Origin of the sequence: Epilithonimonas zeae, assembly GCF_023278365.1 — a bacterium.
GTDB classification, from domain to species: Bacteria; Bacteroidota; Bacteroidia; order Flavobacteriales; family Weeksellaceae; genus Epilithonimonas; species Epilithonimonas zeae_A.
In genome coordinates this window covers 3,249,500-3,265,022 of sequence record NZ_CP075338.1, presented here as the reverse complement: position 1 = coordinate 3,265,022, position 15,523 = coordinate 3,249,500, and the positions used below count along the sequence as shown (strand labels likewise).

The following is a 15,523-nucleotide window of genomic DNA, read 5'->3' as shown; positions in this document are numbered from 1 at the left end:
CTCATTATTTCAGATTTACAATAAGTTCTGCTGCATTTTGACTGGCGCCGCTTCCTCCGAGTTTGGTTCTTAAAACTTCGTAATTATTCAAAACATCATCTCTTTTCTTAGTATTGAGAATTTTATTAAGTTCTTCAACGAGATTTTTAGTATTCAATTCGTTTTGAATTAATTCCGTAACAACTTCTTTGTCCATAATCAGATTCACAAGGGAAATATATTTGATATTCTTGATCAGTCGTTTCCCAATTTCGTAAGAAATCCTGCTTCCTTTGTAGCAAACCACTTCCGGAATATTGAGCAAAGCGGTCTCCAGAGTTGCCGTTCCCGAAGTTACCAAAGCGGCTTTGGAGCATCTCAGCAAATCGTAAGTTCTATTGGAAACGAAATGAACATCATCATCCACAAACTGCTCATAAAAATCTTTATCAAGACTTGGCGCACCGGCAATTACGAATTGGTAATCCGGAAAGTCATTTCTCACAGACAGCATCGTTTCAAGCATTTTAGAAACTTCTTGTTTTCTGGAGCCCGGTAAAAGCGCAATAATCTCTTTATCATTAAGATGATTTTCTTTTTTGAATTGCTGAATGTCAATATGTGGTAAACCGTCAATCGCATCCAATAAAGGATGTCCCACAAAATGTGCTTCGACTTGATGTTTTTTATAGAAATCTTTCTCAAAAGGAAGTATCACCAGCATCTCATCCACGTATTTTTTAATCGTTTCTACACGACCTTCTTTCCAAGCCCAAAGCTGAGGTGAGATATAATAAACAACCTTAATTCCCAATTCTTTCGCAAACTTCGCAATCCTCAAATTGAATCCTGGATAATCCACTAAAATCAAAACATCGGGTTTGTTTTCCTGAATGTCTTTTTTACAGAATTTGATATTATTAAGAATCGTTCTCAGATTCTGAACTACTTCCAGAAAACCCATAAAAGCCAAATCGCGGTAATGCTTAACCAGAGTTCCGCCTTGTTTCTGCATCAGGTCACCGCCCCAAAAACGAAAATCTGCGTTTTGGTCTTTCTGTTTGATGGCTTTCATTAAGTTGGAAGCGTGCAAATCGCCGGAAGCTTCGCCTGCTATGATGTAATATTTCAAGGTTTTGGGTTTTAGATTTTGAAAGTCTTTTCGATAGATAAATCTAAAGAAGTTTTCCGTTCAAAATAATTAACTTTGAACAAAATTAAAGTTTTTTAAGCGATTAGGATTGGGAAAGTTCTGATATGAGAAAATTTGTTTTACAGACCAATGCCTAGCCCCGATAGTAACGGCATCCTTTTTTGCCATTGCGGTGAAAATTTCTAAAGATTGCTTCACTTTGTTCGCAATGACAAAAAAGATATAGTGGATAGCGGGATTAAGCTCCTAAAAAATATTATTACTAAGAAAAATGGAAGAAATCGTAAATAAAGTTGCAAATAGCGGATTGGTGAATTTTGATATTTCTGACCTTGTTCCGAAAGGAAAACGTTTGGGAATCGACATCAAAGATTTTCTTTGGGAAGGAATGATTTTGAAGGAGAAGGATTTCCGTGAGAAAATTAAAAATATTGACGAGGAAGTTTACAGAGATGCTTATGTTTACATCTATTGTTCTGAGGATGTGATCATTCCACTTTGGGCTTACTTTCTGATTACGTCCAAAGTTACAGGTGCTGCGAAGAAAATTGTTTTCGGAAACAGAGAAGATTTGGAAGTTTTGCTAATGCATAACGCTATCCAAACTTATGATTTCTCTGAGATGAGAGACAAACGTGTTCTGGTAAAAGGCTGCAGCGACGAGTTGATCCCCAATAACGCCTATGTGGAATTGGTGGAACAGCTGAAACCTCTTGTGAAATCTCTGATGTTTGGCGAAGCTTGCAGCAATGTTCCGATTTTTAAAAACTAAAATTTTTTGTGTAAAAATTGCCAAATGTTTTTATCTTTACTAATAACATTTTTAAAAACATAAATTATGAGTCTATTAGACCTTATCACGGGAAGCGCCGGTAATCAAGTCGCTGAACAGGCTGAAAACAAATTCGGAATCAGCAAAAATCAAATCATTGCGTTATTGGTTGTAGCAGCACCTTTGGTGATTAGCTATTTGAAAAAGAAATCAGAAAACGCTGAAGAAGCAGACAAACTGAATGCAACCTTGGACAAACATCACGATGGAAGCATCTTGAATAATCCTGCTCAAGCTCTAGAAAGAGAACAAGAAGGAAACTCAATCCTTGACCATATTTTTGGCGGAAACAAAACCAACGTAGAAAATCAATTATCCGCAAATACAGGAATTTCTATGGACAAAATCGGACCGGTCTTGGCAACTTTGGCGCCTGTCATTATGGGTTATATCGGTCAGCAAAAGCAAGCCAACAATGTTAATTCAGGAGGCGGATTAGGAGATTTGTTAGGTGGGATTCTTGGCGGTTCTGCTCAGGAAGCTCAGGCATCCAACAATCCTTTGAGTGATATTTTAGGAAGCGTTATCGGCGGAGCAACGCAATCTTCTGGCGGCGGTTTGGGAGATATTATAGGCAATGTTCTTGGCGGTGGAAACCAACAGCAACAATCTCAACAAGGCGGATTGGGTGGATTGCTGGGAAGCATTTTTGGAAAATAATTCCACATTTAAAATATAAAAGCCGAAGATTATTCTTCGGCTTTTTTTGTTCGTTTTACTTTTGGTTTTTCTTCGGTTTCCTCTGCTTTTTCAGCTTTTGGTTTCGCTGTTTTCGGCTTTGGTTCAGCTTTTACTTTGGTCGGTTTTTCTGATACAGCTATTGGTTGAGAAGATTTTCTCGGTCTCGTTTTGCCATAGCTTCCGCGCACTCTTTTACCTTTGGTAGATTTTTGATCACCTTTTCCCATAATAATTAAGTATTTGATTATTACGAATTTATGAATTAATTTTTAATTATCCAATACTTTGGGCGTATCCCTCGCCGGTGCTCATCATCCTGAGGCTCTCGAAGGGCCAACCGCTCGGGTCGGGCTATCCGTTCCTATCTTTTCCTGTTCACAGAACAGAAAAAGATATCCACTACTATCCCTTACGCGCTGCGCCAAGATTCAACTTTTGACATCAAAAAACCTTTTAACATCAATCAAAATTATTTCTCACAAAACCTTATCTTTGCACTCGAAAATTCAAGGTACAAAGTTCACAATTCAAAGTTGACACATCGAACCTTAAACCTTGAACATCTAAACTTTAAACTAAATTTTATGTTCCGTACACACACAAACGGCGAACTGACGCTGGCAAATCTGAATGAAAAAGTAACACTTTCCGGTTGGGTACAAACCATCCGTGACAAAGGTTTTATGATTTGGGTCGATTTGCGAGATCGTTACGGCATTACACAATTGGTTTTGGACGAGGAAAGAAGCTCAAAAGAATTGTTGGAATCGGCTAAGAAATTAGGTCGTGAATTTGTGATTCAGGTAGAAGGAACTGTTATAGAACGTGCTTCCAAAAACCCGAAAATCCCAACCGGCGACATCGAAATTTTGGTTTCCGATTTAAAAATATTAAATGCTTCTGAACTTCCTCCATTCACTATCGAAGACGAAACTGATGGTGGAGAAGAGTTGAGAATGAAATACAGATATCTGGATATCAGAAGAAATCCTGTGAAAGACAAACTGATTTTCCGTCACAAAATGGCGCAGAAAGTGAGAAATTATCTTTCTGATAACGGCTTCATCGAAGTTGAAACACCTGTTTTGATTAAGTCAACTCCAGAAGGTGCGAGAGATTTCGTAGTTCCAAGCAGAATGAATCCCGGACAGTTTTATGCGCTTCCTCAATCACCACAAACTTTCAAACAATTGTTGATGGTTGGCGGAATGGACAGATATTTCCAAATCGTGAAATGTTTCCGTGACGAGGATTTGCGAGCCGACAGACAGCCGGAATTCACTCAAATCGATTGCGAAATGGCGTTCGTAGAGCAAGAAGACATTATGAATGTTTTCGAAGGAATGACCAAAACATTATTGAAAGATATTACAGGACAAGATTTTCAAGATTTCCCAAGAATGACGTTTGCTGATGCAATGCAGAAATATGGAAACGACAAACCGGACATCCGTTTCGGAATGGAATTCGTGGAACTGAATGAATTGGTTAAAGGAAAGGATTTCAAAATATTCGATGATTCTGAATTGGTTGTTGGGATTAATGTTGAAGGAATTGCGGATTACACCAGAAAACAAATCGATGAATTAATTGATTGGGTAAAACGTCCACAAATCGGAGCAACCGGAATGGTTTGGATTAAATTCCAGAACGACGGTGTTGTAACTTCATCCGTTAACAAATTCTATTCTGAAGACGATTTGAAGAAAATCACTGAAAAGTTTGGCGCAAAAGCTGGAGATTTGATGTTCTTAATGAGCGGAAACGCGGATAAAGTAAGAACACAGCTTTCAGCTTTGAGAATGGAATTAGGAAATCGTCTTGGACTCAGAAAAGGAAATGAATTTGCACCACTTTGGGTTGTAGATTTCCCATTATTGGAATTTGATGAAGAATCTGGAAGATACCACGCAATGCACCATCCATTCACTTCTCCGAAAACCGAAGATTTCCATTTATTGGAAACTGACCCTGGAAAAGCAAGAGCCAACGCATACGATTTAGTTCTTAACGGAAACGAAATCGGTGGAGGTTCTATCCGAATTTTTGATAAAGATTTGCAGTCCAAAATGTTTGACTTATTAGGATTCTCAAAAGAAGAAGCTGAAGCACAGTTCGGATTCCTGATGAATGCTTTCAAATACGGAGCGCCGCCTCACGGAGGTTTAGCTTTTGGGTTTGACAGATTGGTTGCAATCTTGGACGGAAACGAAGTGATTAGAGATTACATCGCATTCCCGAAAAACAATTCAGGAAGAGACGTAATGATTGATGCGCCGGCACCAATTCATCAGGAACAACTTACTGAGTTGGAATTGAAATTAGATTTAAAATCATAAATTAGAAGCGAGAATTTTTTCTCGCTTTTTTTATGGAAACAGTGATTTCAACAATTGTAACATTTGGATATATTTCTGCTATAATCGTAGTAGTATTTCTGATTTTATTAATAATAAAAAAATCCACCTTTTATCCTTCAAGCAGACAGGAAGAAGTTTCTGATAAAATATTTAAAATTAACAGTATTGCTGGAATTGCAATGATTATTAGTTTCATTTGTTTTATGCTATCAAAAGAATTAATAAAACAAGATTTCAATAATACTTTAAGTGAAAATAAAATTATTTCATTTGAAGTAGATAACTTTTTCATAAATCCAGATGAGATAAGGGATGCTTTCAAGAATTTTGAATCTTCAGAAGGTCGTTTTAGATGCGAAAAATGCAAGGGATTTATTAATTTTAAAAATGGTAAAAATATTCCGATTGAAGTCTTTAGACATTGTTATGAAGACAAAAGATATACTATCATTTCGAAAAAATATAGTATCGATGCTACAATTGGAGATGTAAGAACTTCCGCATTTGATTTTATTAAAAATGATAGTATTACATCTCAATAAATAGTTATGACAAAACAAGAATTCATTCAATTTATAGAAAACCTTAGAGTTGAATTTATAAAAAACAATGCCCAATGGGAAAATAAAACAATCGAAGACTTTTTGGAAGCAATGGCAAGATATGTTGAAGATATAGATGGATATTATCAAAATATCAATCAAGAAATTGATTTAGAAAAAATTGATTGGAAAGTTTTCTCAGATATATTGAAAGGAAGTTCTATCTACGAATAAATCGATTTTTCAACTTTTTAGACACATAAATATTTTCAAAAATGTATCGGGATATCAGGAATATCATCCAGAATATGTTTTCCTTCGATTTTATCAATGGCGTTTTGAGCTCTTTTCTTCGCAACAGAAACTTTATAATCAAACCACTTTTCTTTGAAAAGTTTTCTCATCAGATTATCAAAATGTCTTGTAAATACAAGATTCCTAAATCCTCGCCATTTTTCTATCAATTTAGACGGCAATGCTCTTACTGATATAGAATAGCCTTCCGTTTCATATTGGATAAAATGCCACCAGCCAGAAGGCATATAAAGTGTTTCTCCCGGTTTGAGAATTGCTTCGTAACCTCTAAGATATTTCAATCCTGGGAATTCTTCTTGGGTTGAAGTTTTAAGATTGGCAATGCTATGAAAATTGTAAGGCAACTTGTAAAGCAAATCAGATTGGTTGAGTGGAAAAAGCCAAACTCTTTTCACACCTTGATATTGTGTCAAAAAAACGTGTGACATATCGATATCAACGTGATTTCGGGTATTGGAACCTTCGCCTCCGAAAAACATAAACGGCAGCCAATGAAGAACTTTACCTTTTGTAATGTCTCTGTAATTAATATCTTTTTTGAGTTCCGGTTTGATGGTCAGTAGATTAAAAAGAAACAAACGATATTCTGTTGCTTTTTCTGAGATGAGGTCAAGATATTCTGCAAAAGTCATTTTTGCAATCGGTTTACTGGCCGCTCTGTTGAGAGAATGGATTTCCCCACCATAAACATCCACTTCTTTTTCTCCGGCAATTTCCTTGAAATAATCATAATTCCATTTTTGAAATGCAGCACTCTGAGAATCAACAAAATCTTCTAGTATTACCGGAATATTCTGTTTCATATATTGAGAAATAAATTGGTCCGAAGTAAGATTACTGACTTTATCTAATGATTTCAGTTCCATTAAAAACAATTTTAAAGGAACAAATCTATTAAAATAATTCAATTCATACTAAAATAATATGAATTAAAATTTTTGTATTAAGGTAACTTTGCCACCAAAAATTCCGGAGACAATTTCAAAATCCAATAGATGATTTTCCATTTCCAGTTCGGAACAATTTCGAAAGAGTTTCCTGCATCAATAATAAACTTAGCAACATAATCAGGTTCCATAATCAGATTTTTATTGAGTTCTAATCCTGCATTGATTTTCGTATTAATGTATCCAATCACAAGAACATTTACTATGATTTTTCTCGAAGCTAATTCTTGTCTTAGTCCAGCCAAATATTGTGTAAAAGCAGACTTAGTGCTTCCATAAACGAAATTACTTTTACGACCACGAACACCTGATAACGATGATAAACCAATAATCCTTTCTAAGTTTTTATTTGATTGGTCTGTTGCAATAATATTAAGAATGGAAACTGCACCGATGTAATTCGTTTTCATCATTTCAAATGTTCCGTCAAAATTCTTCAAAGCTTCCTGATTTTCCACTAAAAATCCTGCGGAATAAACAACGATGTTGGGTTTTACAGATAATTCATCATAGAAATTCTGATGCGAGGAAAAGTCAGTTGCATCAAAATAGTTAATCTCAATTTTAGATTGATCCAAATGATTTTCATCAGCAAATTTTTCCAGAGATTTTAGATTTCTGGAAGCTGCAATCACAGAATAGCCTTTATTGATGTAAAGTTTGATAGCTTGTTTTGCAACATCCGAATTAGCACCGAGAATCAGAACAGTTTTACTAGAATTCATTTTACAAAAATATAGAATAGAACACTTTAAAATCCTTAATTTTGTAATATGTTTAATGTTTTAGGAAACTTTTTGACGCTCTCTTCCTTTGGCGAAAGTCACGGAGAAGCTTATGGTGGAATTATTACTAATTTTCCCGCTGGTCTTGAAATCGATATTGAGAAAGTTCAACAGGAACTTGACCGTAGAAAACCAGGACAATCTGCTATTGTTACACAAAGAAAAGAAGGCGATAAAGTTCGATTTTTATCCGGAATTTTTGATGGAAAAACAACTGGGACGCCAATTGGATTCATTGTAGAAAATGAAAACCAGCGTTCCAAAGATTACGACCATATCGCACAGGCTTATCGTCCAAGTCATGCCGATTATACTTACGACCAAAAATATGGAATCCGAGATTATCGCGGCGGCGGAAAATCATCTGCCCGCGAAACGCTGAATTGGGTTGTTGCCGGTGCTCTGGCCAAACAACTTCTTCCGGAAATTGAAATCAATGCTTACGTTTCTTCGGTAGGAGAAATCTTCTGTGAGAAACCTTATCAGGCTTTGGACTTTTCTAAAACCGAAAGCAATATCGTACGTTGTCCGGATGAGGAAACTGCCGAAAAGATGATTGAAAGAATCAAAGAAATTAAGAAAGAAGGTAACACGATTGGAGGAACGGTGACTTGTGTCATAAAAAATGTTCCAACCGGATTGGGTGAACCGATTTTCAATAAACTGCACGCTGAATTAGGAAAAGCAATGCTAAATATCAACGCCTGCAAAGGTTTTGAATATGGAAGCGGTTTCTGCGGTGCAAAAATGACAGGAAAGGAACACAACGACCTTTTCAATCAAGATGGAACAACACAATCTAATCTTTCTGGCGGAATCCAAGGTGGAATCTCCAACGGAATGGATATCTATTTCCGAGCAGCTTTCAAACCTGTGGCAACGATTCTTCGTCCGCAGGAAAGCATCAATAAAGATGGCGAATCTGTAACTGTTGAAGGTAAAGGTAGACACGACCCTTGCGTGGTTCCAAGAGCTGTGCCTATTGTAGAAAGTTTGGCCGCTTTTGTTTTAGCAGATATGTATTTAATTAATAAAACCAGAAAAATATAATGGATATCAAACAATATTGGGACAACGCTGTTTCTTATACAGAATATATTCGTAATGCTGGAGAAAGATTAGGAAATCCGAAAGATACTCAAGAAGCTGATTACGCAGAATATTACCGATTAGGAATCCAAAGAATGAACAGAATGACGGAGAAATACCTCCCGAATTCTGAACAAGTTGAAACTTTGGCGAAAAAGAAATTCAATGGGAAAATATTGATTATTTCTGAATCTTGGTGTGGTGACGCTAGTCAGGTAATTCCGGTTGTTGTTAAATTTTTTGAACAGTTCGAAGTTAGAATTACTTATCGTGACCAAGAACCAAGCTTGATTGACAGCTATTTAACTAATGGCGGAAAATCAATCCCGATTGTTATTTTTCTGGATGAAGAATTTAAGGAGATTGCTCATTGGGGACCGAGACCAAAGCACGGCACTGAACTTTTGAATAAACATAAAGCAAATCCTGAAGAATTCACGAAAGACCAATTCTATGTGGAACTGCAAACGTACTATGCTAAAAACAGAGGTTTTGATACGATAGAGGAACTTTTGGAATTATTGTAATGTTCTTTTCTATTGATGACGAATCTGCGTAAGGGATAGTAACGGATATCCTTTTGCTTGTCTTGCAAGACAAGCAAAAGATAGTAGTGGATAGCCCGACCCGAGCGGCTGGATGATAAGCGTTGGCGAGGGATACGCCCCAATTTTTAAATTATTTGATATGAATTTTCTGAGAAAAAATATAATCTATATTATTCTGGTTGTTGTTTTGTCGGCTTTTGCTTTGATAAAACCGCTTCGCGATTTTGTATCGGAACAGATTGCGATGAGTCCGACAGTTGCAAAAATCAATGATGAGACAACACTTTCCGACGACGTTCTGAACATCGATTTGAAAGGGATCAATACAAGCAGCACCAATCTGAAAAATCTGCGCGGAAAGGTTCTTTTCCTAAATTTTTGGGGAACCTGGTGTCCACCTTGCAGAACAGAATGGCCGACGATTGAGAAGCTTTATCAATTGAAAAAAGATAAGCTGGAGTTTGCACTGATTGCGATGCAGGACCAAGAGGAAGATGTGAAAAAATTCTTGAAAGAAAATAATTATACGGCTCCTGTTTATATCGCAGAAAGCCCATTGGATCCGAAAGTTTTGCCCGTTGCTTTTCCTACAACTTATCTGATTGGAAAGGATGGCAGAATCCTGAAAAAAGAAGATAGCTCGATGGATTGGAGCAAGGATTCGGTTTTGGAGTTTATTGACAATGTGACGAAATAATTGTTGATTCGACGATGAGTTGATTGACGATTTGATGGTAAAAGAATCGCCCGAAATCTTCGATTTCGGGCGATTTATATTTAGAATAATAATTAATACTATTTCTTTTTATCAACTCCAAAAGTTTCAGGGAATCTCGCGATGGTGAAATCTCTTGAAATAGCCGCTTTTTCGAATTTTAATTTTCCGCTTAGCGTTTCCAAAACTACGCCATCTTCATTAATAGAGAAGATTGTTCCGTGCATTCCAGAAGTTGTAACCACTTTTGCGCCTGGTTTCAAAGCTTCCTGAAACGTTTTTTCCTGCTTTTGTTTTTTCATTTGCGGACGAATCATCAGAAAATAAAATCCAACGAACATCAATCCAATCATCAATAACGTTGGCGTCATTGATTGTGCCGGCGCTGCCTGTAAAAATACTGTCAACATAGTCTTATGGTAAAATGTTTGCTGAGAAAGTTAATCTTACTGGTGCTTTTTCTACGTTTACAAAAACATCAGCCACTTTGTTAACTGCTCCGTCGAAGTTTGTAGAATCAAAATGTAAAGTGATTTTACCTTTTTTACCTGGCAAGATTGGCTCTTTTGTATAATCTGGAACTGTACATCCACAGCCAGGCTTAACGTTTGAGATAATCAAAGGATTAGTTCCTGTGTTCGTTACTTCGTAAACGTGCTCTACTTTTTCGCCTTTTTTGATATCGCCAAAGTTATGGTCAGTTTCGCTGAATGCAATAGTTGTCAATGGTTTGCTTTGTGCTTCTTTTACCAATGCTGCATCCTCTGGGTTAACAGATTCCTGAGACATTGCTTCAACAACTGTACTTGCTTGAGTTGAATCAGCTCCAGGAGTATGGTCTAGTTTGTTTTCCTCTTTTTTGTTACAAGAAAAAGCAAGTGTGCAAAGTGCAGCGACTGCTAATATTTTGATAGATTTCATAATACTAAAAATATATTTTGATTAAATTCGATTTAAATCTTTTGTGTATTTGTCAAGAATTCCGTTGATAAAGATATTGGATTTTTCTGTTCCGTACACTTTGGAAACATCAATATATTCATTAATAATAATTCTTGATGCTGTTAATGGGAAACGATCCAATTCTGTAATGGCAGCCACCAAAATAATTCTGTCAATCAAAGAAATTCTGTCTAAATCCCAGTTCAGTAATTTGGATTCCAATTTCTTTTCTGTCTCTTCCCAATTGTTAAGAGATGACCTTAGAAGTTTTCTTGCAAAATCCTCGTCTTCGTCATCTTTTAGCATTTTGATTAAAGTATGGGAAGCTTCTGACTCCTTCATAAAACCAATGGTTTTCTGAATCATAGAGTTGGCGATGTGAAAATCATCTGCCCAAGACATTTCTTTTTCCTCGAATCTCTCGTGTAAATCTGTATTTTCCGCAATATATCGCAGGAACAGTTTACCAATGAATTTTTGGTCATCTTCAAACGAAATTTCTTCGTCCTGCATATAATCCTGATAACGTTTTCCGGCTTTGATTCTTTGGAATGTTTTTACCAAAATCTCATCATTCGGATCCCAGATCAATTCTTTGTGCTTTTCAGAAAAACTTCTTCTTTCTTCATTGTCTTCAATTTGAAGAAGAATTTGGTTTCTGGTAAATTTTTGATTAGGATTTTCATCTTCCTTAGTTTTCAGGAATTTGTTTTTCCCGATTTCCATTTGGTCTTCTGCCAAACGTTTGAGACCAACAAGAAAGTTGAGTTCGTAAATGTAGAGATGATAGATTTTGTTGATTTCTGAGAACATATTTTTCTCAAGAACATCAAACTTGATAGGGTTTTGATAGTAAGAATACAAAGATTCTACAACTTTTTCGCGGATTTGTCTTCTTCCCAGCATTTCAAAGAACTTTTAGTGGGTGCAAAGATAAGGAAAATTGTTCCAACCGCATAATCCTTAATCGGTTGAATTGATAAAGTTGAATCACACGCAGCCCGAGCTGAGTGGAGCTCATTTTTTGCTTGGGAAAAGCTTTGGCAAAAATAGCGGGAACGGAGCGCGGAAAAAGCTGCCCAAATAATAATTAATTATCTTTCTCAGAATCTATCTTTTCCAGTTGTTTCAGGTTCTTTGAAAGCCTTTTCAGGATGATCCCGTAAGCGATTTTGTAGTAGAGCAAAATGAGGATGATGCAAACTAAAAGACTGAAAATAACACCTGTAATCAAGCCCCAAAACGTAGGGTTATCTATCTCAATATTCTGTCGTCTAATTGTAAAGATGATAAAACTCGTGAAACTTCCTATGAAAAGGAATAACAAAACGATATTACTGAAGATAAAAAGATTGACTGATTTTTTGAAATTAATAATGTGAATGATAAATTTCTTCAAGTTAGCTTCTACATCTATCTTTTTATAGTTTTTATAAAAAATGATGACAAAGACTCCCGTAATTACAAGGCTTGCAATCTTAATCCAATAATAAATTTTGTCCAAAGAAAACTCGACTTCACTTTGATTTTTAATCTGAAGTTTGTTCAAAATACTGGTAAAATCTGTATGGAAACTGGATGAAAATAATGCTATAAAATTGATTATCCCAAAAATGATAAATTCGGCCACACTAATCCACAGAATGTATTTTACATAATTTCTGGATTTTTTATTGAGCATCACCTCAATCTCATCCTGATTGTAGCCATCAGAAATCACCTGTTCCTGCCAGGATTTTTTGAGAGAATCTATATCAAAGTCTTCTGAGTTAGGCATGCTTTATCATTAATTCTTTTAATGTTTTCTTTAATCTGTTCATTTTCACTCTTGCATTTACTTCTGTAATTCCTAATGTTTCTGCGATTTCTTTATAAGGTTCATCATCCAGATACATCATCACAATAGCTCTTTCTACATCGGGCAACATTTTTATAACCTTGTACAATAAGGAAATCTGTTGCTGTTTTTCATCAGAATCTTCTAGAAAATTCTTGCTGTGAAAATCTTGTAATTCGTCTGTCTGCGGCTGTCTTGTTTTTTTTCTGAATAATGTGATAGCCGTATTAAGTGCAACACGATACATCCATGTAGAAATTTTGGAATTACCTTGGAATGAGTCGTAAGATTTCCAAAGTTGTAACACAATCTCTTGAAAAAGATCTTCCTGATCCTCCAAAGAATGGGTATAAAGACGTGAGACTTTGATAATAAGTCCTTGGTTATTCTTTATCAATTTAGAAAACTCTTTCTGTTTACTCTCCATTCCGGAAACGAAGATAAGGATTTTATCGTTTTTCTATCAAATTCCTAAGGTTTAATTTATTTTGTTAAATACTGTTAATTTCTATATAAATTATTGGTTATATTTACCTTATGATTATCAATAAAGTTGCCAAGTTCCTTTTTTGTTTTATTCTCATTTTAATATTGAGTTGTAACACTCAGTCTGTACAATCATCTTTTAATCAGGATAACATTAATGAAAATCCAGTTTCCAAAATTGTTTATCTTTTTTTCGAAGGAGAGAAAACAAATAATGGAAAAGAAAGCATAAAGCTGGTAGACAAAAAAGTGTCTGATGGTTTTTTCAAGAACGAAGAATTTGGAACGGCGAAAGACGTTACCAACACCTTTTACAAGATGGTTTTGTTTGATAGAAATAATCAAGTTTACAAAACCTCGATAATAGATAATCCTTTTTCTCCGGTTTTTGAGTCTTATGGAAAAGAATCTATGGAAAAGCAAATTGGAAAGCTGGATAAAGCAGAATTTTTCTACCGATATAATGATAACGGTAATATCTCAAAATTAGAAATTCACAAATCAGAGAATAATCAATCCAACTTAATATTCACTATAAAATTATAATTATGAAACACATCTACTTATTATGTCTTTTATTTTATACTATATCTTTCGGTCAAATATTTGATCTGGTTCCATTAATAGAAAGTGGTGCAAAAGATAAAAGGATCAATCTTGTTATTTTAGGGGATGGTTATACGGCAAGTGAACAATCTACATTTCTAACAGATGCGACATTTGTTTCAAATTATTTGATGAACAAAGCGCCTTATTCTAATTATAAAAACTACTTCAATGTTTATGCATTGAAGGTTATTTCACAAGAAAGTGGAGTTAAGCATCCCGGAACGGCTTCCGATGTTTCAGAACCTGTGATTCCGATTTCTAATCCTAATAATTATCTCAATAGTTCTTATGACAATTCTGGAACGCACCGTTGCATCTACGGAAGTGTAAACAAAGTGACTCAAACTCTAGCTGCCAATATCCCTGAATTTGATATTGCTTTGGTTTTAGGAAATGATACAGAGTATGGAGGTTGTGGAGGAACTTATGCCTTCTTATCGAGAAACGATCAAGCTCCAGATGTTGCATATCACGAATTGGGACATTCTTTTGGTAAACTGGCAGATGAATATTGGTTTTCCGGTTCAGGAGAGTCCCCGAATAAAACTAAAACCTCGAATACAGAAACCGTGCGTTGGAAAAACTGGTTGAATACAGGAAATATTGGAATTTACCAATTCACGGAAAATACGGCTTGGTATCGTCCCCATCAAAATTGTGAAATGCGATATCTGAATCGTCAATTCTGTAATGTCTGTAGAGAGGCTTTGGTTGAGAAAATACATTTGACAAAAAACCCGATTGATAGTTTTACTCCTTCCAATTCCGCAACTATAACAACTAATCAAAACTTAGACTTAAAAGTCAATTTAATTTTACCAATTCCCAATACATTAAAATCTGAATGGAAATTAAATAACAATTCTATTGCAAACGACGTAAGTGAAATAACAATTCAATCTTCACAGTTAAATACCGGAACCAACACTGTTTTATTTAATGTCTATGATAATACTACGATGGTAAGAACAGATAACCACAGTACAATCCATTTATCAACTATTTCTTGGACAATTAATAAGACACAATTGGGCATTAATGATATTAGAGCAAAACAATTTGATTTTATACTTTATCCAAATCCTGCAGAAGATTTTGTGATTATGGAAAGTAAATCTGGCTTTACAGAAAAGGTTGAAGTTAGAATAATTGATAACTCTGGTAAGCTCATCAAAAAGCAAAATGTAGATTTGTGCAAACAAGAGAAGATTGATATATCAAAATTGATTTCTCAGGATTATTGGATTAATGTTTATCAAAAAGGACAACTGATATTATCTAAGAAAATGATTAAAAAATAGAAAGATATTGGTTACTTTTGCAGTTCAGAGAAGCGTGGCTTGTTGATTCAATTTTCGAATTGGGTAGGAAAGTCCGGACACCATAGGGCGGCATAGCGGATAACATCCGTCATTTGTGAAAATAGGACAAGTGCAACAGAAAGTATGTACAGTTCGGCTGTAGTGAAACCAGGTAAACTCTATGCGGTGCAATGCCAAGTATATCATCATTTAAGGTTAGCCCGGCCATTGATGAGGGGTAGGCAGCAAAAGTGATGCAGCAATGTATCACGCAGATAAATAACAAGCTTCAACAGAATCCGGCTTACAGCGCTTCTCTTTTCTTTGATTTACTGTATTTCTATCAACTTATTTTTCTAATACATTCCGATAATTCTTAGTTATCATTTTAAATAACATTGA

Annotated in this window: 19 protein-coding genes and 1 other RNA gene; 11 read left to right on the top strand and 9 right to left on the bottom strand. The window is 35.4% G+C overall.

The window, feature by feature from the left end:
- Nucleotides 1-4 precede the first annotated feature (4 nt).
- Nucleotides 5-1,111: a lipid-A-disaccharide synthase gene (lpxB, locus tag KI430_RS14910; protein ID WP_248875725.1), complete on the bottom strand. Its 1,107-nt coding sequence runs from the start codon at nt 1,109-1,111 to the stop codon at nt 5-7.
- Nucleotides 1,112-1,403: 292 nt separating this feature from the next.
- Between lpxB and KI430_RS14905 the strand changes: the two genes are divergently transcribed.
- Both KI430_RS14905 and KI430_RS14900 read left to right on the top strand, forming a co-directional pair.
- Nucleotides 1,404-1,904 (top strand): DUF2480 family protein, encoded by a 501-nt coding sequence (locus KI430_RS14905; protein WP_248875724.1) that lies wholly within the window; start codon nt 1,404-1,406, stop codon nt 1,902-1,904.
- Nucleotides 1,905-1,970: 66 nt separating this feature from the next.
- Nucleotides 1,971-2,624: a DUF937 domain-containing protein gene (locus tag KI430_RS14900; protein WP_248875723.1), complete on the top strand. Its 654-nt coding sequence runs from the start codon at nt 1,971-1,973 to the stop codon at nt 2,622-2,624.
- A gap of 29 nt (nt 2,625-2,653) precedes the next feature.
- Here KI430_RS14900 and KI430_RS14895 read toward each other — a convergent pair whose 3' ends face one another.
- On the bottom strand, nt 2,654-2,872 hold the full coding sequence (locus KI430_RS14895; protein WP_248875722.1) for a 30S ribosomal protein THX: 219 nt from the start codon (nt 2,870-2,872) through the stop codon (nt 2,654-2,656).
- A 357-nt stretch (nt 2,873-3,229) separates the two neighbouring features.
- Here KI430_RS14895 and aspS point away from each other — a divergent pair, with 357 nt between their 5' ends.
- From aspS to KI430_RS14880, 3 genes are read left to right on the top strand one after another with little or no spacing between them, the layout of a single operon-like run.
- Entirely contained in the window at nt 3,230-4,984 is a 1,755-nt protein-coding gene (gene aspS / locus KI430_RS14890; RefSeq protein WP_248875721.1) for an aspartate--tRNA ligase, read from the top strand.
- A 32-nt stretch (nt 4,985-5,016) separates the two neighbouring features.
- The gene (locus tag KI430_RS14885; protein ID WP_248875720.1) at nt 5,017-5,547 is read left to right on the top strand and encodes a hypothetical protein; all 531 of its coding nucleotides are present in this window, start codon (nt 5,017-5,019) and stop codon (nt 5,545-5,547) included.
- A gap of 6 nt (nt 5,548-5,553) precedes the next feature.
- Nucleotides 5,554-5,781, top strand: a complete 228-nt coding sequence (locus KI430_RS14880) for a hypothetical protein (RefSeq protein WP_248875719.1) — start codon at nt 5,554-5,556, stop codon at nt 5,779-5,781.
- A gap of 35 nt (nt 5,782-5,816) precedes the next feature.
- On the opposite strand, the gene KI430_RS14875 is transcribed toward KI430_RS14880, so the two are convergent.
- Both KI430_RS14875 and KI430_RS14870 read right to left on the bottom strand, forming a co-directional pair.
- A complete protein-coding gene (locus KI430_RS14875; RefSeq protein ID WP_248875718.1) occupies nt 5,817-6,728 on the bottom strand; it encodes a cupin-like domain-containing protein in 912 nt (303 codons plus the stop codon).
- Between the two features lie 77 nt (nt 6,729-6,805).
- The gene (locus KI430_RS14870) at nt 6,806-7,534 is read right to left on the bottom strand and encodes an SDR family NAD(P)-dependent oxidoreductase (protein WP_248875717.1); all 729 of its coding nucleotides are present in this window, start codon (nt 7,532-7,534) and stop codon (nt 6,806-6,808) included.
- Between the two features lie 48 nt (nt 7,535-7,582).
- On the opposite strand from KI430_RS14870, the gene aroC reads away from it, so the two are divergent.
- From aroC to KI430_RS14855, 3 genes are all read left to right on the top strand, one after another.
- Nucleotides 7,583-8,644, top strand: coding sequence for a chorismate synthase (aroC, locus tag KI430_RS14865; protein ID WP_248875716.1), 1,062 nt, complete (start codon nt 7,583-7,585; stop codon nt 8,642-8,644).
- Nucleotides 8,644-9,210, top strand: coding sequence for a thioredoxin family protein (locus KI430_RS14860; protein ID WP_248875715.1), 567 nt, complete (start codon nt 8,644-8,646; stop codon nt 9,208-9,210). The genes aroC and KI430_RS14860 overlap by 1 nt, the downstream gene beginning before the upstream one ends.
- Before the next feature lie 160 nt (nt 9,211-9,370).
- Nucleotides 9,371-9,928, top strand: coding sequence for a TlpA family protein disulfide reductase (locus KI430_RS14855; protein WP_248875714.1), 558 nt, complete (start codon nt 9,371-9,373; stop codon nt 9,926-9,928).
- A gap of 98 nt (nt 9,929-10,026) precedes the next feature.
- Here the strand turns inward: KI430_RS14855 and yajC are convergent, their stop codons facing one another.
- The 5 genes from yajC to KI430_RS14830 all read right to left on the bottom strand — a co-directional run bounded on the left by yajC (nt 10,027) and on the right by KI430_RS14830 (nt 13,152).
- Nucleotides 10,027-10,356, bottom strand: a complete 330-nt coding sequence (gene yajC / locus KI430_RS14850) for a preprotein translocase subunit YajC (protein ID WP_248875713.1) — start codon at nt 10,354-10,356, stop codon at nt 10,027-10,029.
- Nucleotides 10,357-10,360: 4 nt separating this feature from the next.
- A complete protein-coding gene (locus tag KI430_RS14845) occupies nt 10,361-10,867 on the bottom strand; it encodes a DUF1573 domain-containing protein (RefSeq protein WP_248875712.1) in 507 nt (168 codons plus the stop codon).
- A 21-nt stretch (nt 10,868-10,888) separates the two neighbouring features.
- Nucleotides 10,889-11,794: a transcription antitermination protein NusB gene (locus tag KI430_RS14840; RefSeq protein ID WP_248875711.1), complete on the bottom strand. Its 906-nt coding sequence runs from the start codon at nt 11,792-11,794 to the stop codon at nt 10,889-10,891.
- 184 nt (nt 11,795-11,978) lie between these two features.
- Nucleotides 11,979-12,665 carry a beta-carotene 15,15'-monooxygenase gene (locus KI430_RS14835; RefSeq protein WP_248875710.1) on the bottom strand — a complete coding sequence of 229 codons (687 nt, stop codon included), beginning with the start codon at nt 12,663-12,665 and terminating at the stop codon, nt 11,979-11,981.
- On the bottom strand, nt 12,658-13,152 hold the full coding sequence (locus tag KI430_RS14830) for an RNA polymerase sigma factor (protein WP_248875709.1): 495 nt from the start codon (nt 13,150-13,152) through the stop codon (nt 12,658-12,660). The genes KI430_RS14835 and KI430_RS14830 overlap by 8 nt, the downstream gene beginning before the upstream one ends.
- A gap of 164 nt (nt 13,153-13,316) precedes the next feature.
- On the opposite strand from KI430_RS14830, the gene KI430_RS14825 reads away from it, so the two are divergent.
- From KI430_RS14825 to rnpB, 3 genes are all read left to right on the top strand, one after another.
- On the top strand, nt 13,317-13,757 hold the full coding sequence (locus KI430_RS14825) for a hypothetical protein (RefSeq protein ID WP_248875708.1): 441 nt from the start codon (nt 13,317-13,319) through the stop codon (nt 13,755-13,757).
- A 2-nt stretch (nt 13,758-13,759) separates the two neighbouring features.
- Nucleotides 13,760-15,121, top strand: a complete 1,362-nt coding sequence (locus KI430_RS14820) for a M64 family metallopeptidase (protein ID WP_248875707.1) — start codon at nt 13,760-13,762, stop codon at nt 15,119-15,121.
- 26 nt (nt 15,122-15,147) lie between these two features.
- Nucleotides 15,148-15,444, top strand: an RNA gene (rnpB, locus tag KI430_RS14815) — RNase P RNA component class A.
- Nucleotides 15,445-15,523 lie beyond the last annotated feature (79 nt).